The sequence below is a fragment of the Burkholderia sp. R-40 genome (assembly GCF_049942845.1).
In the GTDB taxonomy this organism is placed as follows: Bacteria; Pseudomonadota; Gammaproteobacteria; order Burkholderiales; family Burkholderiaceae; genus Burkholderia; species Burkholderia ambifaria.
On the sequence record NZ_CP187967.1, the window covers coordinates 265,858 to 291,535 of the forward strand.

At 68.5% G+C, this 25,678-nt stretch carries 25 protein-coding genes and 1 tRNA gene; 13 read left to right on the forward strand and 13 right to left on the reverse strand.

All coding sequences use genetic code 11. The features are described 5' to 3' along the window. The first annotated feature begins 39 nt into the window (after positions 1-39). The 4 genes from ACP26O_RS01155 to ACP26O_RS01170 all read left to right on the forward strand — a co-directional run bounded on the left by ACP26O_RS01155 (position 40) and on the right by ACP26O_RS01170 (position 1,937). A complete protein-coding gene (locus tag ACP26O_RS01155; protein WP_175665495.1) occupies positions 40-624 on the forward strand; it encodes an SIS domain-containing protein in 585 nt (194 codons plus the stop codon). Positions 625-641: 17 nt separating this feature from the next. Continuing rightward, positions 642-1,439: a BON domain-containing protein gene (locus ACP26O_RS01160; RefSeq protein WP_012362849.1), complete on the forward strand. Its 798-nt coding sequence runs from the start codon at positions 642-644 to the stop codon at positions 1,437-1,439. Next, on the forward strand, positions 1,436-1,795 hold the full coding sequence (locus ACP26O_RS01165) for a c-type cytochrome (RefSeq protein ID WP_175665494.1): 360 nt from the start codon (positions 1,436-1,438) through the stop codon (positions 1,793-1,795). The genes ACP26O_RS01160 and ACP26O_RS01165 overlap by 4 nt, the downstream gene beginning before the upstream one ends. A gap of 66 nt (positions 1,796-1,861) precedes the next feature. Continuing rightward, a tRNA-Ala gene (locus tag ACP26O_RS01170) sits at positions 1,862-1,937 on the forward strand. 103 nt (positions 1,938-2,040) lie between these two features. Here the strand turns inward: ACP26O_RS01170 and ACP26O_RS01175 are convergent. After that, a complete protein-coding gene (locus tag ACP26O_RS01175) occupies positions 2,041-2,721 on the reverse strand; it encodes a CGNR zinc finger domain-containing protein (RefSeq protein WP_244099030.1) in 681 nt (226 codons plus the stop codon). A gap of 79 nt (positions 2,722-2,800) precedes the next feature. On the opposite strand from ACP26O_RS01175, the gene ACP26O_RS01180 reads away from it, so the two are divergent. From ACP26O_RS01180 to ACP26O_RS01190, 3 genes are all read left to right on the forward strand, one after another. Continuing rightward, the gene (locus ACP26O_RS01180) at positions 2,801-3,793 is read left to right on the forward strand and encodes an arginase family protein (RefSeq protein ID WP_175665493.1); all 993 of its coding nucleotides are present in this window, start codon (positions 2,801-2,803) and stop codon (positions 3,791-3,793) included. Positions 3,794-4,118: 325 nt separating this feature from the next. Next, entirely contained in the window at positions 4,119-4,850 is a 732-nt protein-coding gene (locus ACP26O_RS01185) for a hypothetical protein (RefSeq protein ID WP_175665492.1), read from the forward strand. Further along, the gene (locus tag ACP26O_RS01190; protein WP_175665583.1) at positions 4,840-5,277 is read left to right on the forward strand and encodes a DUF4279 domain-containing protein; all 438 of its coding nucleotides are present in this window, start codon (positions 4,840-4,842) and stop codon (positions 5,275-5,277) included. Before ACP26O_RS01185 ends, ACP26O_RS01190 begins: the two co-directional genes overlap by 11 nt. A gap of 109 nt (positions 5,278-5,386) precedes the next feature. Here the strand turns inward: ACP26O_RS01190 and ACP26O_RS01195 are convergent, their stop codons facing one another. Together ACP26O_RS01195 and ACP26O_RS01200 are read right to left on the reverse strand one after the other, a co-directional pair. Then, on the reverse strand, positions 5,387-6,784 hold the full coding sequence (locus ACP26O_RS01195) for an enolase C-terminal domain-like protein (RefSeq protein WP_165750721.1): 1,398 nt from the start codon (positions 6,782-6,784) through the stop codon (positions 5,387-5,389). A gap of 67 nt (positions 6,785-6,851) precedes the next feature. Next, the gene (locus ACP26O_RS01200) at positions 6,852-8,192 is read right to left on the reverse strand and encodes an MFS transporter (RefSeq protein WP_011655724.1); all 1,341 of its coding nucleotides are present in this window, start codon (positions 8,190-8,192) and stop codon (positions 6,852-6,854) included. Positions 8,193-8,491: 299 nt separating this feature from the next. Between ACP26O_RS01200 and ACP26O_RS01205 the strand changes: the two genes are divergently transcribed. Both ACP26O_RS01205 and ACP26O_RS01210 read left to right on the forward strand, forming a co-directional pair. Next, positions 8,492-9,118 (forward strand): DUF2239 family protein, encoded by a 627-nt coding sequence (locus tag ACP26O_RS01205; RefSeq protein WP_175665491.1) that lies wholly within the window; start codon positions 8,492-8,494, stop codon positions 9,116-9,118. A gap of 15 nt (positions 9,119-9,133) precedes the next feature. Continuing rightward, positions 9,134-10,471 (forward strand): carotenoid oxygenase family protein, encoded by a 1,338-nt coding sequence (locus tag ACP26O_RS01210; protein ID WP_175665490.1) that lies wholly within the window; start codon positions 9,134-9,136, stop codon positions 10,469-10,471. Between the two features lie 13 nt (positions 10,472-10,484). Here the strand turns inward: ACP26O_RS01210 and ACP26O_RS01215 are convergent, their stop codons facing one another. From ACP26O_RS01215 to ACP26O_RS01230, 4 genes are read right to left on the reverse strand one after another with little or no spacing between them, the layout of a single operon-like run. Further along, positions 10,485-11,651: an ABC transporter permease gene (locus ACP26O_RS01215; RefSeq protein WP_175665489.1), complete on the reverse strand. Its 1,167-nt coding sequence runs from the start codon at positions 11,649-11,651 to the stop codon at positions 10,485-10,487. An 8-nt stretch (positions 11,652-11,659) separates the two neighbouring features. Next, entirely contained in the window at positions 11,660-12,814 is a 1,155-nt protein-coding gene (locus ACP26O_RS01220) for an ABC transporter permease (protein WP_175665488.1), read from the reverse strand. An 18-nt stretch (positions 12,815-12,832) separates the two neighbouring features. Continuing rightward, positions 12,833-13,531 (reverse strand): ABC transporter ATP-binding protein, encoded by a 699-nt coding sequence (locus ACP26O_RS01225; protein WP_175665487.1) that lies wholly within the window; start codon positions 13,529-13,531, stop codon positions 12,833-12,835. Positions 13,532-13,541: 10 nt separating this feature from the next. After that, on the reverse strand, positions 13,542-14,747 hold the full coding sequence (locus ACP26O_RS01230; RefSeq protein WP_175661423.1) for an efflux RND transporter periplasmic adaptor subunit: 1,206 nt from the start codon (positions 14,745-14,747) through the stop codon (positions 13,542-13,544). Between the two features lie 369 nt (positions 14,748-15,116). Here ACP26O_RS01230 and ACP26O_RS01235 point away from each other — a divergent pair, with 369 nt between their 5' ends. After that, positions 15,117-15,353: a hypothetical protein gene (locus tag ACP26O_RS01235; RefSeq protein WP_105832044.1), complete on the forward strand. Its 237-nt coding sequence runs from the start codon at positions 15,117-15,119 to the stop codon at positions 15,351-15,353. 73 nt (positions 15,354-15,426) lie between these two features. Here the strand turns inward: ACP26O_RS01235 and ACP26O_RS01240 are convergent, their stop codons facing one another. Next, complete coding sequence (locus ACP26O_RS01240) at positions 15,427-16,191, reverse strand: Mut7-C RNAse domain-containing protein (RefSeq protein WP_175665486.1); 765 nt, start codon at positions 16,189-16,191, stop codon at positions 15,427-15,429. Positions 16,192-16,288: 97 nt separating this feature from the next. Between ACP26O_RS01240 and ACP26O_RS01245 the strand changes: the two genes are divergently transcribed. After that, positions 16,289-17,158 carry an NAD(P)-dependent oxidoreductase gene (locus ACP26O_RS01245; RefSeq protein ID WP_175661426.1) on the forward strand — a complete coding sequence of 290 codons (870 nt, stop codon included), beginning with the start codon at positions 16,289-16,291 and terminating at the stop codon, positions 17,156-17,158. 71 nt (positions 17,159-17,229) lie between these two features. Further along, positions 17,230-17,865 carry a LysE family translocator gene (locus ACP26O_RS01250; RefSeq protein ID WP_011655733.1) on the forward strand — a complete coding sequence of 212 codons (636 nt, stop codon included), beginning with the start codon at positions 17,230-17,232 and terminating at the stop codon, positions 17,863-17,865. 71 nt (positions 17,866-17,936) lie between these two features. Here the strand turns inward: ACP26O_RS01250 and ACP26O_RS01255 are convergent, their stop codons facing one another. Beyond that, a complete protein-coding gene (locus ACP26O_RS01255; protein ID WP_175665485.1) occupies positions 17,937-19,214 on the reverse strand; it encodes an MFS transporter in 1,278 nt (425 codons plus the stop codon). Between the two features lie 97 nt (positions 19,215-19,311). On the opposite strand from ACP26O_RS01255, the gene ACP26O_RS01260 reads away from it, so the two are divergent. Continuing rightward, positions 19,312-20,232 (forward strand): LysR family transcriptional regulator, encoded by a 921-nt coding sequence (locus tag ACP26O_RS01260; protein WP_175665484.1) that lies wholly within the window; start codon positions 19,312-19,314, stop codon positions 20,230-20,232. A 214-nt stretch (positions 20,233-20,446) separates the two neighbouring features. Here the strand turns inward: ACP26O_RS01260 and ACP26O_RS01265 are convergent, their stop codons facing one another. From ACP26O_RS01265 to argC, 4 genes are all read right to left on the reverse strand, one after another. Then, positions 20,447-21,280, reverse strand: coding sequence for an OmpW/AlkL family protein (locus ACP26O_RS01265; protein ID WP_175661429.1), 834 nt, complete (start codon positions 21,278-21,280; stop codon positions 20,447-20,449). A gap of 16 nt (positions 21,281-21,296) precedes the next feature. Beyond that, positions 21,297-22,538 (reverse strand): DUF2957 domain-containing protein, encoded by a 1,242-nt coding sequence (locus tag ACP26O_RS01270; RefSeq protein WP_175665483.1) that lies wholly within the window; start codon positions 22,536-22,538, stop codon positions 21,297-21,299. 154 nt (positions 22,539-22,692) lie between these two features. Beyond that, positions 22,693-24,126, reverse strand: a complete 1,434-nt coding sequence (locus ACP26O_RS01275; protein ID WP_175665482.1) for a DUF2957 domain-containing protein — start codon at positions 24,124-24,126, stop codon at positions 22,693-22,695. A 429-nt stretch (positions 24,127-24,555) separates the two neighbouring features. Next, positions 24,556-25,506: an N-acetyl-gamma-glutamyl-phosphate reductase gene (gene argC, locus ACP26O_RS01280; RefSeq protein WP_012362872.1), complete on the reverse strand. Its 951-nt coding sequence runs from the start codon at positions 25,504-25,506 to the stop codon at positions 24,556-24,558. Between the last annotated feature and the right edge of the window lie 172 nt (positions 25,507-25,678).

The window sequence follows — 25,678 nt, forward strand, 5'->3', positions numbered from 1 at the left end:
TGCGTGCTGCGTGCCACGCGCCCAGTTCACCAGGAATCGATGTCAGTCGAACGTATTCAGCAACATTTTCGCGACAGCGCCGCGCTTCACGCCGAAGCGGCCGATGCGCTGTCGCTGCCGATTGCAGCCGCGGTCGACGCGATGTTCGCCGCGCTGGCGAACGGCAACAAGATCGTTGCATGCGGTGACGGCCTGTCGGCCGCCGCCGCGCATTACCTCGCCGTGTCGCTCGTCGGCGGCTTCGAGCGCGAGCGTCCGGGCCTGCCGGCGATCGCGCTGGCCACCGATGCGTCGCAGAGCGGCCTCACCGGGGCGGCCGCTGCCGATCAGCTGTTCGCGCAGCAGGTGCGCGTGCTCGGGCAGACCGGCGACATCCTGCTGGTGCTCGACGCGAGCGGCGCGTCGCCGCGCGTGCTGGCCGCGATCGACGAGGCGCACGAGCGCGAGATGACCGTCGTCGCGCTGACGGGCGGCGACGGCCATGCTGTCGCAGCCGCGCTGTCCGATACCGATATTCCAATCAGCGTGCCCGCCTCGCGCGCGGCGCACGTCCACGAAGTCCATCTGCTGACCATCCACTGCCTGTGCGACGGCATCGACGCGATGCTGCTGGGTGAGGATTGAACGAAGGAGAGCCGTCGATGAATCAAAGCCGCGTCAAACAGACGCTCGTCAGAACCACGTTGCTCGCCGCGCTGACGGCGGGCCTCGCGATGTCGCTGCAGGGCTGCGTGCTCGGCGTGCTGGGTGCGGCGGCCGGCGGCGGCGCGCTGATCGCGACCGATCGCCGTACGCTCGGCGCGCAGACCGAGGATCGCGAGATCCAGGTCAAGTCGCTCACGCAGATCAACAACGGGCTGCCGGACCAGTCGCACGTGAACGTCACGGTGTTCAACCGTCGCGTGCTGCTGACGGGCGAAGTGCCGAATGACGCATCGAAGCAGCGCGCCGAGGAAATCGTGCGCGGCATCAACAACGTGAGCGCGATCGTCAACGAGCTGTCGGTCGAGCCGGCATCGTCGCTGTCGTCGCGCGCGAACGACTCGTACCTCGAAGGGCGCGTGAAGTCCGAGCTGATCGCGACGAAGGGGCTGTCGGCGAACTATTACAAGGTCGTCAGCGAGCGCGGCAACATCTACCTGCTGGGTCTCGTGACGGTCGACGAAGGCAATCGCGGCGCGGACGCGGCGAGCCAGGTGCCGGGCGTCGAGAAGGTCGTGAAGGTGTTCCAGTACATCAAGCCGCAGGACGCGCAGGCGTTGCAGGCAGCGTCGCCGAGCACTGCGTCCGGCGCGCAGGCCGCCGCCGCGCCCGCGGACGCCGCGACGGTCGGTGCGGTGCCCGATGCATCGGTCCAGTCCGCCCCGCTGCAACCGCCCGCGCCGATCTCGAATTCGTCGAGCGTGCATCCGGGCAACCCGAAGGCAACGCCGCAATGAAGTCGATGCAAATCAGAATCAAGCAGTGGTTCGTGCAGGGCGCCGCGGCCGGTGCGCTCGCGGCCGGCGCGCTCGGCACCGCGCACGCGGATGTCGGCGACGGCCTGAAGGTCGCGCGCAGCAATGCGTGCATGGGCTGCCACGCGGTGGACCGCAAGCTCGTCGGCCCGTCGTTCAAGGACATCGCCGCCCGCTACAAGTCCGATCCGCAGGCCGTTGCGAAGCTGTCGAAGAAGGTGAAGGACGGCGGCTCCGGCGTCTGGGGCGCGATTCCGATGCCGGCGCACCCGCGCCTGAGCGACGCGGATCTGCGTTCCGTGGTCGATTGGGTGCTGGCCGGCGCGCCGTCGAAGTGACCCGTCGGGGGTGAGGCAAGCCCTATTGCCAAGCGCGGAAATGCATGTGTATGATGGTTGTCTGTTGGGGCGGTAGCTCAGCTGGGAGAGCGTCGCGTTCGCAATGCGAAGGTCGGGAGTTCGATCCTCCTCCGCTCCACCAACGGAATCCGAAGGGCTCGGTCGCAAGACCGAGCCCTTTTTGTTTTCCAGCATGCCGCGCATAGCGCCGGCGCCCCGTGTATCCCTTTCGACGCGGCCCGCTCCTATTCGGCCGCGTCGTGATCGTGCGCCGCCCCCGCCAGCCCCTGCCTCGTCGCGTGGTAGTGCCGTCGCGCCTTCGCGACGTTTCCGCAGGTTGCCATGTCGCACCACTTGCGACGCCCGGTCTTCGACCCGTCGATGAACAGCCACGCGCAATTCGGCCCCGCGCACATTCGGAGCCGGCCGTCCGGTATCGCGTCGAGAAGCTTCACGGCGTCGAGCGCAATCCGCTCGGCGGGCAGGTGCAGATCCGCGTCGCCGCGCGTATCCGGCGCGTAGCCGAATGCCACTCGTCCAGCCGTCGCGACCAGCCGCTGCCTGTTCACCGCCCTCCGCCACGCGTGCTCCAGCGTGGCGAGATCTGCTGCGGCCGGCGATGCGCGGTGTGCGAGCGCATCGAAGATCCCGAACAACGCTTCACGCAGGCCCTTGGCATCGCGCAACGCGCGGTCGGCCGCCGCCGGGGCTTCGGCCGCGCGGGCCGCGAGCCGCTTCAGGTCGAGCGCGGGGAGCAAGGTCGCCGACGCCAGCCACGCCAGATACGCGTCGTAATCGGGCAGCCAGTCGCGCGGCGTGTCGTCGCGGCCGGTCACCGTGTTGACGAAGTCGAGGACGGCGTGACCGCCGATGAAATCGCGCGCCACGAACGTGTGCGCTTCCATAACCGGTGAAGTCATTGACATGGGTTAAATCGATGCTAACCTTTGATGGCATTTTTACAGGTTATCACGCCCGACGACCGCGATTGCGCGAGGAGAAGTCATGACGGAGCCGACCGCTTCATCCGACCTGCAGGCCGAACATTCATCAACCGGCGTCATTCGGCCGATCGAACTCATCGCCGCGCCGAGCAGCCTCGGCCTGAAGCCGAACGGCGCCGGCCGCGAGCCCGACACGTGGCGCGGCCCGGACGCGCTGCTCGCCACCGGCCTCGCCGCGCGTCTGGGCGCGCGCGTCGCGTGGCTTCCGCATCCTGCCTACGCGTTCGAGCCGCAACCCGGCACCCGCATCCGTAACGGCATGTCGATCCGCGCGTTCTCGCTGGAACTCGCCGCGCACGTCGCCGGTGCGCTCGCACGGGGCGCCTTTCCGATCGTGCTCGGCGGCGACTGCAGCATCCTGCTCGGGTGCCTGCTGGGCAACCGGCACGCAGGGGGCCGCGGGCTCGTCCACGTCGACGGGCACAGCGACTTCTTCCATCCGGGCAATTACGACACGGCGACGCGGCTCGGCTCCGCGGCCGGGATGGATCTCGCGCTGGCGACCGGCCGCGGCGAGCCGCTGCTGACGTGCTGGCCGGACCTCGATGGTCCGCTCGTCGACGATCGCGACGTATGCCAGGTCGGCGAGCGCGACGCGGAAACCGCCGAGTTCGAGGCGGCCTACGGCGATATCGTTCGAACGGCGATCACACAAACGACGATCCAGCAGTTGCTCGCGCGCGGGCCTGCCGCGGTCGCTGGCGAACTCGTCGACTGGCTGCACAGGCGCGCGCTTCGACAGGTGTGGTTGCACGTCGATCTCGACGTGCTCGATCAGTCGCAACTTCCTGCCGTGGATTCGCCCGGCTCGCCGGGGCTGGACTTCGATGGGCTCGATGCATTGCTCGGGCCGCTCGTCGCGTCCGGGCGCGTTGCTGGGATCGACTTCACGATCTACGACCCGGGGCTCGATCCCGGGCTGGCGCATGCGGACCGGATCGCGCGCAGCATCGCGCGGAGCGCGGCCGCGCTGCCGGGTGCGCGGAGCCGATAGTGCGGGCCGCCTGACGGAAGACGCCTGACCGCCGACGCGAACGCGTGCCTATTGGCGACGCCCGAAACTCGGCCGCTTCCGACTCGCCGCGCGCTGAAGACGCATAGCATGCAGGAGCCCATCTGGGGCGTACCGAACCGTAACGGTTGGGCGCAATTTGATCGGGGGCTCCGTTACACCCTTATCGGCATCTCCTCACGTGACAGCTCTGCAATTTTCAACGGACACGAGTCGTATTCTGCTGGCGGAGTCCTCCGTCACCGGTTGACCGGAAACTGCTCCGCATTGCCCAATTCGCCGGATGATAATGGCGGAGTAGTGCGGCATGGCCTCGGTGACGATCGATATGGGGTTCGGCAGGCGAGCGACGCTGTCCACCGACGGTGGATCACGACAGTCGCTCGAACACCGCTCCGCTGTCTTGGAATTGATGCTCCATTGGCCGAAGTACACGGGGCTGACGACAGGCGCTGCCGGCTTTCTTCGGGAATTGCAGCTTGGTCTATTCAAAGGCGATCCGGTTGCTGCGCTGAAATCAGCGATCGAGGACGGACGAGTGTCGGTATCCATCGACCGTGCGGTGCCAAGTATTGGCGGTGTTGCCGATCAACCGTCGACACGGCCGTTTTCACGGCGCCTTCGGCGCGCAAGCGTGCCGTCGGTGCCCGCATTACCGGTAGACAAGCCGCTTCCGGAGTGGGCAACGTGGAGCGACGTATCTGCCGACTCGTTGATCGATTATCTGGAAGGCGTTGTCGCTGAAGGGCACACAGCCGAGTTTGCGCAACGTGCCGATACTTTGCTCGGGGATGCGCATCCGTTCGATTACGTTGGTGGGGCAGCGAGCGATGGCGTCGAATCATTGGCCGCCTCGACCAACAACCCGAACTTTGCGGCAAAGATGCTCGGGTACGATCGCAAGACGTTCGGGCAGATGCTGCATGTGCTGAAGCCGGCAAACGGCTTGGGACCAGCCGACAATCTCATCTTTCACGACAGCGGAGACGTCGAGTTCAAAGGCGTAATTCTGGACAACATTCATGACTATGCACCCTGACTCTCCGGCGCCTTCTGAAAACATCTTCGCATACGCGACGTTCATTATTTCGTCGGAGGACGTGCACCCGGACACGTGGACCGCCTTTTTCGGCGTCTTCCCCAGTCGAACGATCACGCGAGGAAAGCCCTATCTGCTACCGTCGGGACGCCTCGGTTCGCGGCCCGGAAAGCTCAACCTTTGGGCGTTGGAAAGCAAGCCTGCTGTTCGTAGCGATCGATTGGAGCCGCATCTTCGGTACCTGATCGACCGCCTCTCATTGCCCCGCGACGATCTCCGTGAGCGCATCGAACGGGCTGGCGCGCGCATGCGATTCTTCTGCTACTGGGACAACGAGACGGGTAATCGTGTGCCTTATGTGTCGGAGGCCACGCGCAAGCTCATTGAATCGATCGGGGGCGTGCTCGAAATCGATGAATACCGATAACGTGCATGGGTTCGGCGCAAAGCGCAGCGCAATGCAATGCGTAGTGCATCGGCCGCCGAGCCGGCGACCGGCTCGCGCGGTTTGCGCATGAGGCCGGCTGCAGCCGCCATCACCCGCGCCCGAAACTCGGCCGCTTCGGATCATACGTCCACCCCGGCACCAGATACCGCATCGCCATCGCATCATCGCGCGCCGTGCCGCCCACCTCCCGATACAGCGCATGCGCGGCCTCGACCTGCGCCATGTCGAGCTCGATCCCGAGCCCCGGCCGCTCGGGCACGGCCACCTGGCCGCCGACGATCTCGAGCGGTTCGCGCGTGAGCCGCGCGTCGCCTTCCTGCCAGATCCAGTGCGTGTCGATCGCGGTGATCGTGCCGGGCGCCGCCGCGGCCGCGTGCGTGAACATCGCGAGCGACACGTCGAAGTGATTGTTCGAGTGCGAACCCCACGTGAGCCCCCAGTCGCGGCACAGCTGCGCGAGCCGCACCGAACCCTGCATCGTCCAGAAGTGCGGATCGGCGAGCGGGATGTCGACCGCCTGCAGCCGCACCGCGTGATCCATCTGCCGCCAGTCGGTCGCGATCATGTTGGTCGCGGTCGGGATGCCGGTCGCCCGCCGGAACTCGGCCATCACCTCGCGGCCCGAGTAGCCGGCTTCCGGCCCACACGGGTCCTCCGCGTACGCGAGCAGATGACCTTGCCCGCGGCACAGCGCGACCGCTTCGTCGAGCGACCACGCGCCGTTCGGGTCGAGCGTCGCGCGGGCGTCGGGAAAGCGCGCCTTGATCGCCGCGATCGCCTCCATCTCGTCCGCGCCGGCCATCACGCCGCCCTTCAGCTTGAAATCGGCGAAGCCGTAGCGTTCGACCGCGGCCTCGGCCTGCTGCGCGATCGCGGCCGGCGTGAGCGCGGCTTCGTTGCGCAGGCGGAACCACGGATCGGTTGCCTGCGTTTCGTCGCGATACGGCAGGTCGGTGCGGCGCCGCTCGCCGATGTAGAACAGGTACGCGAGCATCGGCACCGCGTCGCGCTGCTGCCCTTCGCCGAGCAACGCGGCGACCGGCACGTCGAGATGCTGGCCGAGCAGGTCCAGCAGCGCGGCCTCGATCGCGGTGATCACGTTGTCGAGCCGCAGGTTGATCTCGTGCGGCTGGCGCAGCACGGCCGCCTCGCCGGCCGACGTCACTTCGTGCTGGATCGTGCGGCCGGCGCCCGCCGCCGCGCCGGACAGCGCCGCGCGCACCGCGTTGAGCGTCGCCTGGTAACGCCCGATCGACTGGCCGACGACGAGGTCGGTCATCCGTTCGAGCGCATGCCGGATGCCTTCGCCGCCGGGCACTTCGCCGACGCCCGTGTGGCCGCTGCTGTCGTCGAGGATCACGAGGTTTCGCGTGAAATACGGCGCGTGCGCGCCGCACAGGTTCAGCAGCATGCTGTCGCGGCCGGCGACGGGGATCACCTGCATGCGCGTGACGCGCGGCGTGCCGGCACGGCGGGATTCGGACATCGGTTCGCTCCTGGTTCCGGTGATGCACGGGCCGCCGGACGCGCCGGCGCGGCCCGCGCCGTTCAGTTCAGTTCAGCTCGACGCGGCGAATTTCGCCGACGACGAACAGATAGCAGATCACGGCGACGAGCGCGTGCGCGACGACATACACCAGCGCGCCGTTGAACGAGCCGCTGCGGTCGACGATATAGCCGATCGCGATCGGCGTCGTGATGCTGGAAAGATTGCCGCAGGTGTTGAGCAGCGCGCCGCTCAGGCCGGCGATCTGGCGCGGCGCGGTGTCGGCGTTGACGGCCCAGCCGAGCGCGCCGAGGCCCTTGCCGAAGAACGACAGCGCCATGAACAGCACGACAAGCACGTGCGAGTCGGTGTAGTTGCAGACGATCATCGACATCGACAGCAGCATGCCGATCACGATCGGCACCTTGCGCGCGACCGACAGCGACCGGCCCTGCTTGAGCAGCCCGTCGGACACGAGGCCGCCGAGAATCCCGCCGAGGAACCCGCACACGGCCGGGATCGACGCGACCAGCCCCGCGTTGAGGATCGACATACCGCGCGCCTGCACGAGATAGACGGGAAACCACGTGATGAAGAAGTAGGTGAGCGCGTTGATGCAGTACTGCGCGACGTACACGCCGACGAGCATCCGGTTCCTCAGCAGGGCCTTCACGTGACGCATCGACGGGCCGCCGTCGCGCGCGCCGGTCGCCTGGTCGATGTTGACGAGCGCGCCGCCTTCGGCGAGGTAGTCGAGCTCCGCATCGTTGACGCGCGGGTGCGCCTTCGGGTCGTACATCGTGCGGTTCCACACCAGCACGAACGCGAAGCCGAGCACGCCCATCACCGCGAACACCGACTGCCAGCCGAACGCGTGCACGAGCCAGCCCATCAGCGGCGCGAACACGACGGTCGCCGCGTACTGCGCGGCGTTGAAGATTGCCGATGCGGTGCCGCGTTCGGCGGCCGGGAACCAGGTGGACACGATCCGGCTGTTGGCCGGGAACGACGGCGCCTCGGCCGCACCGACCAGGAAGCGCAGCCCGAACAGCAGCGCGAACGCGGCCGCACCGCTGAAGAAGCCGATGCCGCCCTGCAGCAGCGTGAACAGGGACCAGAAGAAGATGCTGAACGCATAGACGATGCGCGACCCGAAGCGATCGAGCAGCCAGCCGCCCGGCAGTTGCGCGATCACGTACGACCAGCCGAACGCCGAGAAGATGAAGCCCATCTGCACATGGCTCAGGTGCATGGCGCGGGCGAGCGCCGGGCCGGCGATCGCGATCGCCGCGCGATCCGCATAGTTGATCGTCGTGACCGCGAACAGCACGGTCAGCACGAGCCAGCGCACGCGGGTGCGCCGGGCCGTTGCCGACACGGATGCCGGCAATGCGTGAAGCGGATTCATGACTGTCTCCTCCGAAGGGCGGAAGGTGCCGTCGTGCGGCGGCGCGTCGGGTGCGCGCGTCTTTTCGTGGTGGTATTGCCGGCCGGAGACCGGATGTCGATGCCCCGCGAGTCGGGGCGTCCGGATCATTCTGTCATGGCGAATATTGCGCTTTCATGCCAATTGCTGACTTGATCGATTCAGGAATTGAATCAATCGGTGGCGCGTCGAGCAACATTTTTTACCCGGATAATATTGACATTCAATTTATACCCGGATAAAAATAGCGTCATTCTGATTCCAGCCTGCGGGCGACCACGATGACACTCTCCACGCTCCTTCCTTCGTACACGGCCTTCGACGGCCACCGGCGGCTCGTGTCGGGTCCGCTCGCGACGGTCGCGCCTGCGGTCCGGCAGGCTGCCGGCGACGCAACGCCCGGCACGATCCTGATCTTCGACGACGCGACCGGCCGCGCGATCGACCTCGACCTGCGCGGCACGGCGGACGAAGTCCGCGCGCGATACGCGGCGGCGCCAGCCGATGCGTCCGCACCCGCCGGCGAGCCGACCGGCGAGGGCGAACCACGCGGCCGCGGCCGCCCGAAGCTCGGCGTCGTGTCGCGCGAAGTCACGTTGCTGCCGCGTCACTGGGACTGGCTCGCCGCGCAGCCGGGCGGCGCGTCGGTCGCGCTGCGCAAGCTCGTCGAGGACGCGCGGCGCACGCATGCGGCGGCCGACCGGCGTCGCGACGCGCAAGCGCGTGCGTACCACTTCATGTCCGCGATCGCGGGCGACCTGCCGGGTTTCGAGGAAGCCGCGCGTGCGCTGTATGCGAACGACCTCGCGCGGCTGGCCGAGCTGATCGCCGGCTGGCCGGACGACGTGCGCGACCATGCGCTCGCGCTGGCGCGCGGCGATCTGCCGCCGTCGACCGAAGACTGCTGACGGCGCGCCGATGCGATGACCGTATTCGACCTGAACCGGGGTGCGATCGCGCCGGTCGCCGACGAAGTCGACGTCGTCGGGCTGCGCGTGACCGGCACGATCCCGCCCGAACTCGACGGCACGCTGCTGCGCAACGGCCCGAATCCGCCGGGCGGCCGCTTCGACGGGAACGACGTACTGTCGTGGTGGCCGGAAGCGGCGATGCTGCATGCGATCGCATTCGAAAACGGCCGCGCGGCCGGCTACCGGAACCGCTGGGCGCGCACGCGGCGCTGGGCCGCCGTGCATGCACCCGCGCAGGCGCCGCACCTGCCCGACACCAATCCGAACGTGAACCTCCTGCAGCACGCGGGCGAATTGCTGGCGCTGGCCGAAGGCGGCGCGCCGCTCGCGATCACGGCCGCGCTCGACACGCTCGGCGCGCCCGCGCGGCACGCGGCCCTTGGCGGCGCGATGACCGCGCATCCGAAGGTCGATCCGGTGACGGGCGAGCTGATCCTGTTTCGCGCGGACTGGCGCGAACCGTGGCTGCGCTATGGCGTTGCGGACGCGCACGGCGTGCAGCGCGTCGACCTCGCCGTCGACGTGCGCGCGCCGTCGATGATGCACGACCTCGCGATCACCGAAACCCGCAGCCTGCTGCTCGACCTGAATGTCGGCTACGACTTCGCGATGCTGAAGCAGGGGCACCGGATGCCGCTGCGCTGGCACGACGACCGCGACGCACGGATCGGCGTGATCCCGCGCCACGGCGGCGACGTGCGCTGGTTCGGCATCGAGCCGTGCTTCATCCAGCACGTCGTGAACGCGTACGACTGCGACGCGTCGTGCATCGTGCTCGACGTGGTTCGCTATCCGTGGTTCCTGCGGCTCGACGCGCGCACCGGCCGCTTTGCCGACAACCCGCTCGGCGAGCTGTGGCGCTACGTGATCGATACCGCGAACGGGCTGGTCGACGAAGGGCCGCTCGCCGACGGCGGCATCGAGCTGCCGCGCATCAACGAAAGCAGGACGGGGCGCGGCTACCGCTATCTGTATGCGGTCGAGCAGCCGAACAACGCGGAAATGCGCGGCGTGATGCGCTTCGACCACGTGCGCGGCACGACGACGCGTTACGCGGTGCCGGCCGGCGACCAGAACGGCGAGCCGGTGTTCGTGCAGCGCCCGGGCGGTACCGACGAAGACGACGGCTGGCTGCTGGTGGTGGTCTACCGCGCGGCGACGGATACGAGCGACGTCGTGATCCTCGATGCCCGCGCGATCGATGCGGCGCCGGTCGCGACGGTGCACCTGCCGCGTCGCGTGCCCGCCGGCTTCCACGGCGCGTGGGTGCCGCGCGAGCGCCGGGCGTGAGCGGCCGCGCGCGTCACCGCGCGCGCAGCGCGTCGACGATGTTCAGCCGCGCGGCGCGCATCGCCGGCAGGAACCCGCCGACGAGGCCCATCACCAGCGAGAACACCAGCGTCTTCACGACGATCGCGGGCGTCAGCACGAAACGGAACGACAGGTCGGAGAAGGTCTGGAAGTTGGTCGTCGAGAACGACGCGAACTCCATCAGCGACGCGCACGCGAGCCCCGCGACGCCGCCGACGAAGCCGAGCAGCAGCGCCTCCAGCAGGAACGCGGCGAGCACGTTCATGCGCTTGAAGCCGAGCGCGCGCAGCGTGCCGATTTCGGCGGTGCGGTTCGCGACCGATGCGTACATCGTGATCATCGCGCCGATCATCGCGGCGATCGAGAAGATCGTCGACAGCGTGATGCCGAGAATGTTGATGAACCGCGACAGCGCCTTCGACTGGTCGCCATAGAAAGTCTGTTCGCGCTTTGCCTCGTCGGTCAGCCGCGGGTCGACGTCGATATCGGCCTTGAAGCGCGCGAAGCCGTCGGCGCTCGGGATGCGCAGCACCATCGACGAGTAGCTCGTGCGCCGGAACGACTGCATCAGCTGGTCGACGTCGCCCCAGATCTCCGAGTCGAAGCCGCTGCCGCCGGCGTCGAACACGCCGACCACGGTCCAGTCGCGCTGCGCGAAATGCAGGCTGTCGCCGAGCTGGGTGCCGCTGAAGCCTTTCGCGATCGCGCTGCCGACGACGATCTCCGACGAACCCGGCGCGAACGTGCGGCCGGCCACGAGCTTCACGTGCGGTCGCAGTGCGAGGCCGGCCGGCGACACGCCGCGGATCACGACGTTCGACGGCTTGCCGGTCGACGTCTTCACGAGCGAGATCAGCACGACGGCTTCCTTCGACACCCGCGGCCGGCCGTCGGGACCGAGCGCGACGGCCGGATGCATCTCGAGCGCGTTGGCCTGCTGATGGTCGATCGAACTCTGGATCTCGGTTTCGGCGCCCTTGCGGATCACCACGGCGTTGTCGGGCTCGCCGGTCGACACGAGTGTCTTCGTGAGCCCCGCATCGAGCATCTGCACCGTCGCGAACACGAAGATCACGAGCGCCATCCCGCCCGCGGTGAGGGCGGTGGTGAGCCGCCGGGTCCACAGGTTGCGCGCGATGTAGGTCAACGGAATCGCCATGAGCGCGCCTAGCCGATCGCCCGCAGGCCTTCGACCACGCGCACGCGCGCGGCCTGCCACGCCGGCACGAGCGCGGCCGCGATGCCGACCGCGATCGAGCATGCGGCCTGCAGCGCCATCGTCTCGGTCGATACCTTGAACACCGGGAAGATGCCGCCCGCGGCCTGCTTGAAGAGGCTCGCGGCCGGCGGCGTCGCGAGTATCCCGAGCCCGCCGCCGGCCACCGCGATCACCACCGATTCGCCGAACACGATCAGCGCGAGAAAGCCAGGGCCGAAGCCGAGCGCCTTCAGCGTCGCGTATTCGGCGGTCCGTTCACGCGCGCTCATCGCCATCGCGTTCGCCATCACGGCCATGATGATCAGGATCACCACGTACGACACGACGCGGATCGCCGCGATGATCTGGTTCGACATCGCGACGAAGCCGAGCTGGAACGCCTGCTCGGTCTCGGTCAGCGTTTCGGCGAGCGAGTTCTTGAACACCGCGTCGACGTTGCGCGCGATCGCGGCGCCGTCGTCCGGATTCGCGACGCCGAGCACGAACACGCCGACCTGATCGGCCTGCTTCGGCGTGCGCTTGCGCACCGTCTCGTTCAGGTAGTCCCAGTGGAACACCAGCTGGCGCGTGATCGTCGAGTCGTCGCGGCCGTCGAGAATGCCGCGCACGACGAAGTCCCACGTGCCCGGATAGATCGTGCCCTTCAGCGGGATCACGTCGCCGACCTTGAAGCCGAACTGCGTCGCGAGCTGGCGCCCGACCAGACAGCCGCGGCGGTCGCGGTCGTAGTCGGCGCGCTGCTGCGCGGGCAGGAGGAATTCCGGATACAGGTCGAGATAGTTTTCCGATACCGCGAAGCTCGCGAAGAAGTTCTTCGGGTCGCGGTACACGCCGCCGAACCAGTTCGAGCGAACCACGGCCGTCACGCCGTCGACGCCGCGGATCCGGTTCTCGTAGCTGACCGGCAGCGGGAACACGAGCGAGATCGCGTTGCGCGTGACGAGCCGGCCGCTCGACGCGGCGGCCGCGCCCGCGTACCACGCGTCGACCACGGTGTGCAGCAGCCCGAACGCCAGCACCGCGATGGTCAGCCCGAGCACGGTCAAGAGCGTGCGCAGCCGGTGCCGCAGCGCATTGCGCGCGATCAGCTTCAGCACGTACATCGCGCGCGCTCCCGCCGGTCAGACGGCGTGCCCATCGATCAGCTCCCCTTTTTCCAGATGCACGAGCGACTGCGCGGCGCCGGCCGCGTGCGCATCGTGGGTCACCATGATGATCGTCTTGCCGAGCTCGGCGTTCAGCCGCTGCAGCATCGTGAGCACGTCGCTGGCCGACGCGCGGTCGAGGTCGCCGGTCGGCTCGTCGGCGACGATCAGCACCGGATCGGTGATCAGCGCGCGCGCGATCGCGACGCGCTGCTGCTGGCCGCCCGACAGCTCGGACGGGTAATGACTGGTCCGGTCGCCGAGGTTCACCATGTCGAGCACCAGCTCGACGCGCTCGCGCCGTTCGCGGCGCGACAGGTGCGTGAGCATCAGCGGCAGCTCGACGTTCTCGAACGCGGTGAGTACGGGCATCAGGTTGTAGAACTGGAAGATGAAGCCGACGTTCGCCGCGCGCCATTCGGCCAGCTGCGCTTCCTCGAGCCGCGAGATGTCGAGGCCGCCCACGCGCAGCTCGCCGCTGTCGGGCCGGTCGATGCCGGCGACGAGATTGAGCAGCGTGCTCTTGCCGGAACCCGACGGCCCCATCAGCGCGACGAAGTCGCCTTCGCCGATGTCGAGCGTGATGTCGGTCAGCACCGGCACGACCTGGTTGCCGCGCCGGTACGACTTCGCGACGTGGCTGATCTCGACGAGGGGAGGCGAGGCGTCGTTCACGCGCGCCACGCTACTTCTTCGCGACGGTCACTTTCGCGCCGTCCTTCAGCTTCGCGCCCGGCGCGAGCACGACCGTGTCGCCGGGCTTCACGCCGCGAATCGCGACGAGTTCGCCGATCCGCGTGCCGGTCGTCACCGCCGTTGCGCGCACGGTGTCGTCCTTCACGACGAACACGACCGGCCGGCCGTCGCGCTCCACCACGGCGCTCGCCTGCACGGCCGTCACCGGTTGGCGGTCCTGCGCCGACGCGGGCTTCGACAGGAACGCGATCTTCGCGCTCATGTCGGGCAGCACCCGCTCGTCGCGGTCGACGAAGCGCACCTTCACGAGCACCGTCGCCTTCGAGCGGTCGACGGTCGGCACGATGCGCGACACGCGGCCCGCGAAGCGCATGTCGGGCAGCGCGTCGAGCTGGATCTCGCACGGCTGTTCCGCGCGGATCTTCGCGATGTTCGATTCCGCGACGTCGGCCTCGACCTCGAGCGTGTCCATGTCGGCGATCGTCACGACGGCGCCCTTGCTGTCCGACGCCGACGAGAACGGCGTGATGTTGTCGCCGACGTTCGCGTGCTTCGCGAGCACGATGCCGTCGAACGGCGCGCGGATCACCGTCTGGTCGACCGCGACCTGCGCGGCCTGCGCATTCGCTTCGGCGGACGCGATCGCGGCCTGGTCGCTGCCGAGCGTCGCGCGCGCCTTGTTCGCGCGGGCCGTGTCGGTGTCGAGCTGGGCGGCCGGCACCGCGCCCTTCGGGGCGAGCACGGCGCTGCGGCGCAGCGCGATCTGCGCGTCCTTCAGTTCCGCCTGCGCGACGCCGAGGTTCGCGCGGGAGACCAGCACCTGCGCGCGGGCCTGCGCCAGCGAGGCTTCCACGTCGCGGCTTTCGAGCCGCGCGATGATCTCGCCCTTCTTCACGCGCGTGCCTTCGAGCACGCCGAGCCATTCGACGCGCCCCTGGCCCTTCGACGCGACCGCCGCCTTGCGCTGCGGCACGACATAGCCGGTCGCATTGAGCTGGGTGTCGTTCTGGTACGGGTACGCGGACGTGACGGAGGTCGTGTCGACTGTCGGCCGGCCGGTGAGCGCGAGCGCGGCGACGATCGCGACGATCACGAGCACGGCGGCGACCGCATAGCGGACCCACCGGCGCCGGCGGGGCGCGGGCGCGATCGGACGCCGGTCGATTTTCAGTTTGTCCAGATTGTGGTCGGGCAATTTGGGCGCCTCGCGACGGCGGCGGTAGTGTGACCGGCCGCGCTCCGGTTGGGACGGAAGGACGCCAGTATAGCGTCGCCGCGGCGGGCGCGAGAGCCGGTTTGTCGGACGATTGACGCCGGTCGTGGCGGCGCGTCGGGCGGGCCGCAAGCCCGTACGTCGGGGGAAACCCGAGGGTTGGGTGCAGCGTGTCAACTCGCGGTGCGGGCGGTGCGTTATGGACCGAGTGCGTCAGTATTTGCCGCGGCGAAGAGGCGAAAGCCGACCCGCCCGGCGGCGACCGTCAACCCGGCGCGACTGATGTCCCGATGCGGATGCCTCGCATCTCTTACCGGTACGTTTGATTTTTTCTCCGCTAAAGGAAGAACAATGAAGAAGACGCTCGCTTCGATCATGACCGCAGCACTCGCTCTCGCATCGGTTTCGGCATTCGCACAGGCTTCGCAGCCGGTAGACGGCGGCGCGATGGCTCCCGCCTCGGCACCGATGAAGAAGGATCACACCAAGCCGAAGCACGCACTGAAGCAGCACGGCTCGGCCAAGGGCAAGGCGAAGGCCGCAGCCGCTTCGGCAGCCGGCACGAACGACGCAGGCGCAGCAAACTAAGCACGCTTCGTCGGGGCCGGCAGCGCCGGCCGCCCGTCGAGAAACCCCGCACGCTCCGGCCTGCGGGGTTTTTTTACGCGTCCGGTGCGTCCGCCGCGACGGGCGGCAGCGCGCGCATCGCGTCGACCACCGCGCGCATGCGCCGCCAGTGCGACCCTTCCCAGAACACGCGCCGGCACACGTCGCACGCGGCAAAGCGCCGGTGCCGCTGGCGGACACCGGGCGGCACGCGCGGCGCGGCGTCCGCCGCATCGAGCGCGTGCAGCGGCGCGTTGCAGCGCAGGCACAGCCGGAACGGGCGCATGTGCGGCGCGAGGTCGAGCCGCGCGAACAGCTCGTGCAACTGCGCGTCCGGCTGCTGCGCGTGCAGGTAGCAGCCGCGTACGACCGCGCGGCGCTTCAGCAGCTCGCGGTCGCGGGTCAGCACGATCCGGCCTTCGCGCGCGGCGAGCGCGACGAGTTCGTCGTCGCGGTAGTGGTTGTCGTAGCAGGTGTCGAAGCCGGCGAGGCGCAGCAGCTGCGCGAGGCCGCCGAGATGCGCGTCGGCGATGAAGCGCCAGCGCTCGGGTTGCTGCTGTAGCAGCGGCGATTCGGTGGCCGGCCGCGCGCGTTCCGGATGGATGTCGACACGGTCGCCGTCGCCAAGCGGCCGGTCGAGCGCGGCCGGCGCGCCGTTCACGCAGAGCCGGCCGATTTCCGTATGCGGGACGCCGAGCGACTCGACCGCGTGCTTGACCGTCGCATCGCGCGCAAACGCGTGCGCGAACGCGCACTCGCGCTGCGCGCGTGCGAGAAACGCGTTCAGTTCGCCGTGGAAGCGGAAGGTCGCGGTCGCCATGCGCGCAGTATCGCACCGCGCGCGGCCGGTGGCGGGGGGCTGCAGGCCGCCGCCATCTGTGTTTAACTCCCCGCTTCACGGGTCGAAGGAGCGGGAAATGGATCTTGGATTTATCGGACTGGGCGAAATGGGGCAGGCGATCGCGACGAACCTGCTGAAGGCCGGGCACGCCGTGCGGGTCTGGAACCGGTCGCGCGAGCGCGCCGAGCCGCTCGCCGCGTTGGGCGCGCGGATCGTCGCTACGCCGGCCGATGCGTTTCGCGGCGATGCCGTGTTCTCGATGCTCGCCGACGATGCGGCCGCGCGCGAAGTATTCGACGATGCGCTGCTCGCCGACGCGCCGCGCGGCCTGATCCACGTGAACATGGCGACGGTGTCGGTCGCGCTCGCCGAATCGCTCGCGCACGCCCACGCGTCGCGCGGCCTCCAGTACGTCGCCGCGCCCGTGATGGGGCGCCCGGACGTCGCGGCCGCCGCGCGCCTGACGATCATGGCCGGCGGGCCGGCCGAGGCGATCGACCGCGTGCAGCCGCTGTTCGACGCGATCGGCCAGAAGACCTGGCGGTTCGGCTCGCTGCCGCAGCATGCGAACGTCGCGAAGATCGCGGCGAACTTCACGCTCGCGTCGGCGATCGAGACGCTCGGCGAGGCGTCCGCGCTGCTCGGCGCGCACGGCGTCGCGATGCGCGATTTCCTCGACGTGATCACGAACAGCGTGTTTCCGGGGCCGGTCTACGAAGGCTACGGCGGGATGATCGCCGAGCGCAGCTACGAACCCGCGCGTTTCAAGGCGCGCCTCGGGCTGAAGGACGTGCGGCTCGCGCTGCAGGCCGGCGACGCGGTGTCGGTGCCGCTGCCGGTGGCGAGCGTCGTGCGCGACAGCCTGCTCGATGCGCTCGCGCACGGCGGCGGCGAACAGGACTTCGCGGTGCTCGGCGAAGTCGCGCTGCGCCGCGCGGGCCGCTGAGCCGACGCGCGACAGCAACGCCGCGCACGCGGCATAATCGACATTTCGTTTCTCTTTCGGTCGGGGCGGTCATGAACCTGCATACGTGGTGGCTTTTCGTGGCGACGGTGTTCGTCGTGTCGGCGATTCCGGGTCCGAACATGCTGCTCGTGATGACGCACGGCGCGCGGCACGGGCTGCGCCGCTCGTCGGCGACGATGGCTGGCTGCCTGAGCGCGCTGGTGCTGATGCTGGCGGTGTCCGCGGCGGGGCTCGGGGCGGTCCTCGAGGCATGGCCGGCGATGTTCGATGGATTGCGCCTCGCGGGCGCGGCCTATCTGATTTATCTCGGCGTGAAGGCGTGGCGCGCCCGCATCGACGACGCGCCGGCCGGCGACGTCGACGCCGTTTCGCAGGGCGCGTCGGCATCGCGCTGGACGCTGTTCCGCAATGGTTTCCTGGTCGCGGGCAGCAACCCGAAGGCGATCCTGTTCGCGGCCGCGCTGCTGCCGCAATTCATCAATGCAGCCGAGCCGACGCTGCCGCAATTCGGCATCCTCGTCGTCACGTTCGCGGTGATCGAGGTGAGCTGGTATCTCGTCTACGCGTCGTTCGGCACGCGCATCGGCGCGACGCTGAAGAGCCAGAGCGTCGCAAAGGTCTTCAACCGGCTGACGGGCGGCATCTTCGTCGGCTTCGGCGCGATGATGGCGCTGGTTCGCCACTGATTCCGGCCGCGCGGCCCGCCGCACGCCCCGCACCTCGTCAGAGGGCGGGGCGTTTTCACATCGGGAGCGCGTCACGCGCGCGGCCGCACGGTGATGCCGCTGCGGCGCCCGGCCGACACGCCGAACGCGGCGGCCGCGCCTGCGAACGCGAAGCCGACACCGCACACGGCGCTCCACCCGCCCAACGCCCACGCGCTGCCCGCGAGCGCGGCGCCCAGCGCGCCGCCGACGAAGAAAAGCCCGACGAACAGCCCGTTCAGACGCCCGCGCGCGGCCGGGTTCAGCAAATTGATTTCCCTGCGGCCGATCGTCTGGTCGACGATCACGCCTGCATCGAGCAGCGCCGCGCCGCCGGCCAGCAGCGCCAGCGCGACGTCGCGATGCGCGTGCGCATCGAAGCCGAACCAGCCGGCGCCGGCGATGCCGAGCACGGTGAGCGCCGCGAGCATCGTCACGTGGGCGAGGCGCTGCGCGGCCGGCCCATGGCCGCGATCGCCGGCGCGCCCGGCCAGCGGCGTGACGATCGCGCCGCTCGCGCCGGCGAACGCGAACAGCGCGATTCCGTGCAGGTCGAGGCCGAACGGCGGCTGCGCGAGCCGCAGCCCGACGGCGGTCCAGAACGCGCTGAACGCGGCCATCGCGAGCGCGGCCGACAGCGCATGCCGGCGCAGCACCGGTTCGTCGGCCAGCAGGCGGCCCATCGAGGCGAGCAGCGCACGATAGCTGGCCGTCACCGACGGCACGCGTGGCGGCAAGCGCAGCGCGAGCACCGCCGCGATCGCCGCATTCGCGAGCGCGGCCAGCGCGTAGAACGCGCGCCAGCCGGCCGTGCCCGCGATCAGGCTCGCGAGCGGCCGCGACAGCAGGATGCCGAGCATCAGCCCGCTCATCACGTTGCCGACCGCGCGCCCGCGCTGCGCTTCGGGCGCCATCGACGCGGCCATCGGCACCAGCATCTGGATCACGCTCGACGCGGCGCCGGCGGCCAGCGTCGCGAGCAGGAACACGGTGCCGGACCGCGTGAAGGCCGGCAGCGCGAGCGCGGCTGCGCACGCGACGAGCGTCACGACGATCAGGCGGCGGTTCTCGAGCAGATCGACGAGCGGCACCAGCAGCACGAGGCCGGCCGCGTAGCCCAGCTGCGGCAGCGTCGCGACGAGCCCGGTGAGGCCGGGCGGCAGCCGCAGGTCGGCGCTGATCGGGCCGGTCAGCGGCTGCGCGGCGAACAGGTCCATCACGATCACGCCGACCGTCGCGGCGAAGAAGAGCGTCATGCCCGCGCTCAGCGCGGGCGGTGCGCCGAGCGCGGAGCGACCGGCGGCGGGGTGGGAGTCGGCAGGGCAGTTCATCGGAAGCCTGGGGAGCAGAGCGAAGGAATCCCCATCGTAGGTGGCCGATGTTTATGCGACAATTGAAATATGTCTAACATGATTATGCGAGTTTGCTTTGAATACGCGTGATCTCCAGGCGTTCGTCGCGGTCGTCGACAGCGGGTCGATGGTCGCCGCCGCCGCGAAGCTTCATCTGACGCAGCCGGGCCTCACGCGGCGCGTGCAGAACCTCGAGACGCTGCTGGGCATGCCGCTGCTCGAGCGTCAGAGCAAGCCGCTGAAGCCGACCGCCGCCGGCCGCGACGTCTATGCGCTCGCGCGCAACGTGCTGGGCGCGGTCGACGAATTGATGGCGGCCGGCGCACCGGACAGCGAGCCGTCAGGTGAACTGCGCATCGGCGTGCCGCCGTTCCTGTCCGAGCTGGCGCTCGAGCAGCCGATCGACCGGCTGCGCGACGCGTTTCCGCGGCTCACGCTGCGCGTGACGGCCGGCTGGTCGCCGGCGCTCGTGCAGGGCATCGAGCGCGGCACGCTCGATGTCGCGACGGTGATGGCGCCGGCCGGCGCGGCGCTGCCCGACGCGCTGACGGCCACGCTGCTCGGCACGCAGCCGACGGTGCTCGTCGCCGCGCGCGATTTCCCGCTGCCGGACGGCCCGCTGTCGCTCGACGTGCTGTCGCGTTTCCCGTGGGTGCTGAGCCAGGACGGCTGCGGGATGCGTTCGGCGCTGAGCCGTGCGCTCGGGGCGGCCGGGCTGCCGTTCGACGTCGCGGTCGAGGCGTTCGGTTCGGAGTTGCAGCTGTCGCTCGTCGCGCGCGGCGCCGGCATCGGCATCGCGCCGCCGAACGCGCTGGCGCGCAGCGCGCATCGCGACGCGCTGAGGGTGGTGGAAACGGCGGGGCTGGAGACGCGGATCAACGTGTGGGTCGTGCACGGCGCGCTGCCGGGCCGCCTGACGCGGCCGGTCGCGCTGCTGCGCGACGCGCTGGCAGGCGTGCTCGACAGGGAGAACAAGAAGGGGTCGGAGTCGAACTAGCGATCTAGAGTGCGCATTCGAGGGAAAATCCTGATTTTCTCGACGGAAATGTTGCAATGCGGAAATCGATTCGCTATAGTTACACCTGTCTCCTCCATGTCTCCTCTGATATGGATTCAGCCCGCCTCTTAGGCGGGCTTTTTTTTGCCCGCGATTTTGCCGCGGGCCATCCATTCATCCATTCCCCCTTCCTGCGTCCCTTCCGTCGCCGGCGTCAGAACTTGTACGTCATCCCGACATAGCTGATGATCGGATCGGCCTTCAGGTCCGATTTCGACTCGGAGAGCACCGTGCCGTCGGCCGCCTTGATCGTCACCGTGGACGTCGTCTTCAGCGGGATGTAGGTCACCGACGCGACCAGCCCGAAATGCTCGGTGATGTTGTACTGCAGGCCCGCGTTGAACACCGGCTGCCACGACGACGACGCCTTCGCCTCCACCGAGGTCGTACCCGGCTTGCCCGCGCCCGCCGCGAGAATCGCGCCGAGGTTGTCCTGCGTCTGCTTGATGAAGTTCGTGTTGAGCTGCAGGTCGCTGAACCAGTTGTACGACACGCCGAGGCCGAGGAACGGCCGGAACTTCGCGTTCGCCTGGGCGAAGTAGTACTGCAGGATCAGCGCCGGGCTCCACTGCCGCACGCTCTTCACGATCGGGTTCACCGAGCCGAGCCCGATGTTCTGCGTGCCGAGCGCGCCGGCCGGGCCCGGCGGCCGGATCGTCCCCTGGCCCGATACCTTGAACACCGGCGGTACGCCGGCCACTGACGTGACCGCGATGTGATCGGTCAGGAAATGACTGACCGTCAGGCCGACGGTATCCGCGCCGCTCGTGCGCAGCCCGGTCCCCTGCGACGTGAACGACGGCGGCAGCCGCAGCGGCGTGTTGATCGGCGTCGGCGCGACGTTGGTCGTCATCGGCGTGCTGCTCTGCTGCGGCATCACGTGGAACCACCCCAGCGTGACGACGTTGCTGCCGGCGCTCTGCGCGTGCGCCGCGAGCGGCGCCAGGGCGGCGGCGCCGGCCGCCGCGCAGAGAAGGGTCTTCTTCATCACGGCTTGCCTCCGCTTACTGGACGAACGCGCCGATCGTGAAATACGGCGTCGAACCCGCGTTGTCGAGGAAACCGAACACGCCACCCGTGAAGATGAACTTGCCGGTCGGCGACGTGCTGCCCGAACCCGTATGGATCGTCGTGACCGTGCCCGGCACCTTCTGCGTGTAGTCCAGGTCGAGCGGCGTCGCGAGCGAGGCCTGCGACGGCTGGAACGGATCGAGCAGCGTGGCCTGGTTATTGATCAGCGCGGTGGTCCGGTAGTCGAACCGGCTGTCGACGCCGATGTACTCGCCGTTCTGCGAGCCGGCCGCGACCGCGGTCTGCGGCGCGAGGATCGAGATGCTCGATTCGTCGTCGGCCGTCAGGCCCGGCACGCCGTTGCTGTCCGGCGTCGGGTTCGGGTTCGCGACACCCGTGCGCACGAGGATCGGCACCAGTTGGTTGCGCAGCTTGCCGACGATCATGAAGCCCTTGCCCTGCGGCGTCGCCGACAGCGTCGGCTTCAGCTGGCTCGCGTAGTTGTTCGTCTGGAACGCGCCGCTGCCGTCGGCCGACTGCACGAAGTTCGTGCCCTGCTGCGTGCACGCGCCGCCGGCGAACTGGCCGGTCGAATCGCACTTGGTCCACGTGCCGTTCGCGTTGATCGTCACCTTCGCGTCGATCGACGCCGGCGCGAAGTTCTGCGACGGCACTTCGCCGAAGCCGACGTGGCTGTATGTGCCCGCGACCTTCGTGATGTCGGTCTCGATCGACGAGAAGCCGATGAACGGGTAGTACGGGAATTTCGTGTCGGGCACGGCAGCCTGGCCGAGCACGCCGGCGAACTGGATTTCCTTGCCGGGAATCGTGCCACCCGCGACGCCGAAGCCGACGAAGATGCGCGCCGGACGCGACGCATCGAGGCTCGCGCCGTTCAGGCGGAACGCGCACTGGTTCAGCTTGTTGGTCGGCAGCATCGTTTCCTGCGTGAGCGTGCCGCTGTCGATGGTGCCCGCGCGGGTCGGGGTAACGGTGCCGGTCGTTCGCGGCACCGGCGATTCGACATAGGTGACCTGCCAGGTCATCTTGGTCGTGTCGAGCTGCACCTTGGCCAGTTCGCCGCTGCCGGCGCCGCCCGTGTAGACGGTGTTGTAGTCGAGCGACGCGGGGCAGAGCCGGTCTTCGACGAGCGGGGGCGGATTGTCGCTGCCGCCGCCGCAGGCGGAAAGAAGGGGGGCGGCAAAGGCCGCCGCCAGAATGAGGTTGCGCTTCATGTTGCTCCTCCAGATTTGTCTTGTCCGGCGGCCAGCTCCCTGTCGACCGCTTCTATTGCTTGTGCTCGTGCTGCCCGCGCCGTGCCGGGCGCCGTCGCTTCGTGCCTTCCCTGCATCCCGCGGCGGCGAACCGGCCGCCGCCGCGTCCCCATCGTTACTTGCTGATCTGCGCACCCACGCCGAAGTACGGTGTCGACGACGTGCTCGAGTTCGCCGACGTCGGCGTGACGCCGCCGTTCACCGTGCCCTGGATCAGCGCCGCGTACAGTCCGCCCGTCGCGATCACGACGCCTGTTGCGGACGGGTAGGTTGCCCCGCTCGGCGGCTTCGTCGTCGCGTTCAGCAGGCCGGCCGTCGTCTGGCCGTAGTCGAGCGTGAAGCCGTCTTCTTCAGCCTGCGTGGTCGGGTTGATGAACGACGCGTTGCTGCCACGGATCAGCGCGGCCGTGTACTTGAAGTTCGAGTCCGCACCCGCGTAGCCGCCATCGATCGCGCCCGACTGGATCGCACTCGCCGCGCCGAGCACCGCGATGCCCGATTCGTCGTCGACCTTCGCATCGGTATGCAGCGCGAGGTCGGTGCCCAGATACACGGAACCCGTGCGGACCACCACCGGCACGGTCGCGCCGTTGAGCTGGCCGATGACCATGTGCGCGGTCGCCGACTTGCCGGTCGCGCCGATCAGCGGCAGTTGCGTCTGCGGCAGGATCTGCGGTGCCTTCGCGCTGTCGAGATAGCCGCCGTTCGCGGTGTTGACGGTCCACGGATCGCCGGTCGTCTGGCAGCCGCCCGCACTCGTCGACGTACACGCGCCGTTCGCATCGAACGTCTCGCTCGAATTCGTGCCCTTCGTCGCGTAGTTGCCCGACGGCACGAGGTGGTAGAGCAGCGCGTTGTACGTGCCCGGCAGCTTCGTGAGGTCGGTCGTCGTGTTCGCGAAGCCGAGGAACGGATAGAAGTCGAAATGGCGGTTCGGCACCTGGCCGACGTTCTTGAAGACCGGCAGGCCGACCACGCTGATCGTCAGCCCGTCGTACTGGACCGTCGCGCCGGGGATGCCGCCGCCCGCGACACCCATGCCGACCAGCAGCATCGGCGGGTTCGCATGGTTGAAGTCGGCGGCCGTCGAATAGGTCGAGCCGTTCGGTGCTTTACCCGAACCCGGCGTGAGGACGAACGCGCAGCGCGTCTGCTCCGCGGTCGGCAGCGTGCCGGTCGGCGGGTGGATGACCTTGCCGGTGATCGTGGTGCCGGCGCGGGTCGGCGTGACCGTGCCGGTCGCGAGCGGAATCGGCGATTCGAGCCACTTCAGCGTGTAGGTCATCGCCACCGCGTCGATGTTGACGCTGACGACCTCGCCGCTACCGGCGCCGCCGAGGTACGTGCTCTTCACGATGTCGGCATCGGCCGGGCACAGCGAGCCGTTGACGGGCTGCGACGGCGGCGGGCCTTGCGTGCCGCAGTCCGATCCGGAACATTGGGGGGTGTTGATGGGCGCGGGCGAGCCGCCGTCCCCTCCACCACAGGCAATCAGGAAAGGTGCGATGGCAAAGGCCGTTGCCACCCCCTTCGATAAGGCGTGCGACATGCCGCTGTCTCCAATCGTTTAATTGTGCGAGCTAATGTCGCTGCGCGGATTTTTGCTGTCAATTGATGAACTCGTCTAAAAAAGGCGATTGAAACAAAGCGGGCGTTAGGAATCCTTGCAGGCTGGCGATTTCAGTAAGAATTAAAACGCGCGGAGGGCGCTAGAGTGCCGCTGAAGTTGGGCGATTGCCACGCACGGGCGGCTCGCGGAGCCTTCCCGCGTATAACGGAAGCGTTTAAAGCGAGGGTATCCGGTTTATCCCTATTCGGGATTGACAGGAGAAAAGGAGAACGAAATTAATTCACCGGTAATCGCGCAATGGAAAGCTTGTAAATATTTGTAAATGCACGAGCCGGATTTTATATATTGCCTGCGACGCATAAATAAAAAGCCGGCCAGCGGCCGGCTTTGCATCGCGTGCAAGCGGGATCAGCGGTTGAGGCCGGCGTCCTCGGCGGCGCCGATGTTCAGGTTCATGCACTGGATCGCGGCGCCCGATGCACCCTTGCCCAGGTTGTCGAGGCGCGCGACCGTGACGAAGCGCTCTTCGTTGCCGAACACGAACAGGTCGACGCGGTTCGTGTCGTTGTTCGCCTGCACGTCGAAGAAGCCGCTGTCGAGGTTCGCGTCCGCGTTGAACGGCGCGACGCGCACGAACGGTTCGTCCGCGTAGTACTCGGCGAACACGCGCTGCACGTCCTGTGGCGTCGCGCGTTTCGCGAGCTGTTCGGGCGTGAAGTAGGTCGTCACGGCAAGGCCCTTCAGGAACGGCCCGACGATCGGCGTGAAGATCGGTGCGTGCGCGAGGCCCGTGTGCGCGGCCATTTCCGGCAGGTGCTTGTGCGCCAGCGCGAGCGCATACGGACGCGGGCTCGCGAGCTTGCCGCCCGGCGCCGCGCTTTCGTATTCGGCGATCATCGACTTGCCGCCGCCGCTGTAGCCGGTGATCGAGTAGCTGTGCGCGGCGAAGGTCGGCGCGACGATGCCCGCGTCGACGAGCGGACGCATCGCGAGCACGAAGGCCGAGGCGTGGCAGCCCGGCACGGCGATGCGCTTCGACGTGCGAATCTTCTCGCGCTGCGCGCGGGTCAGCTCCGGCAGGCCGTATGCCCAGTCGGCGCTCGTGCGGAACGCGGTGCTTGCGTCGATCAGCGTCGTGTCCGGGTTCTCGACCAGCGATGCCGATTCGCGCGACGCGACGTCCGGCAGGCACAGGAACGTGACGTCCGACGCGTTGATCAGGCGGCGGCGCTCGTCGACGTCCTTGCGCTTCGCTTCTTCGATGCGCAGGATCTCGATGTCGTTGCGCGCCGACAGGTATTCGAAGATCTTGAGGCCCGTCGTACCTTCCTGGCCGTCGACAAAAACTTTGGTGCTCATTTCGTTCTCGCTGAATGAAACGGGAGCCGCGGCGCCCTGAAACCGCCATTTTAAGACGTCATCCGGCGGACCTGCACCGCACGGGGCGAAAAAAGACGGCCCGCGGGCCGTCTTGCGTCCCTTTCACGCGCGTGCGCTGCGCTGCCCCCCGAACCGCGAACCCGCGACCCGC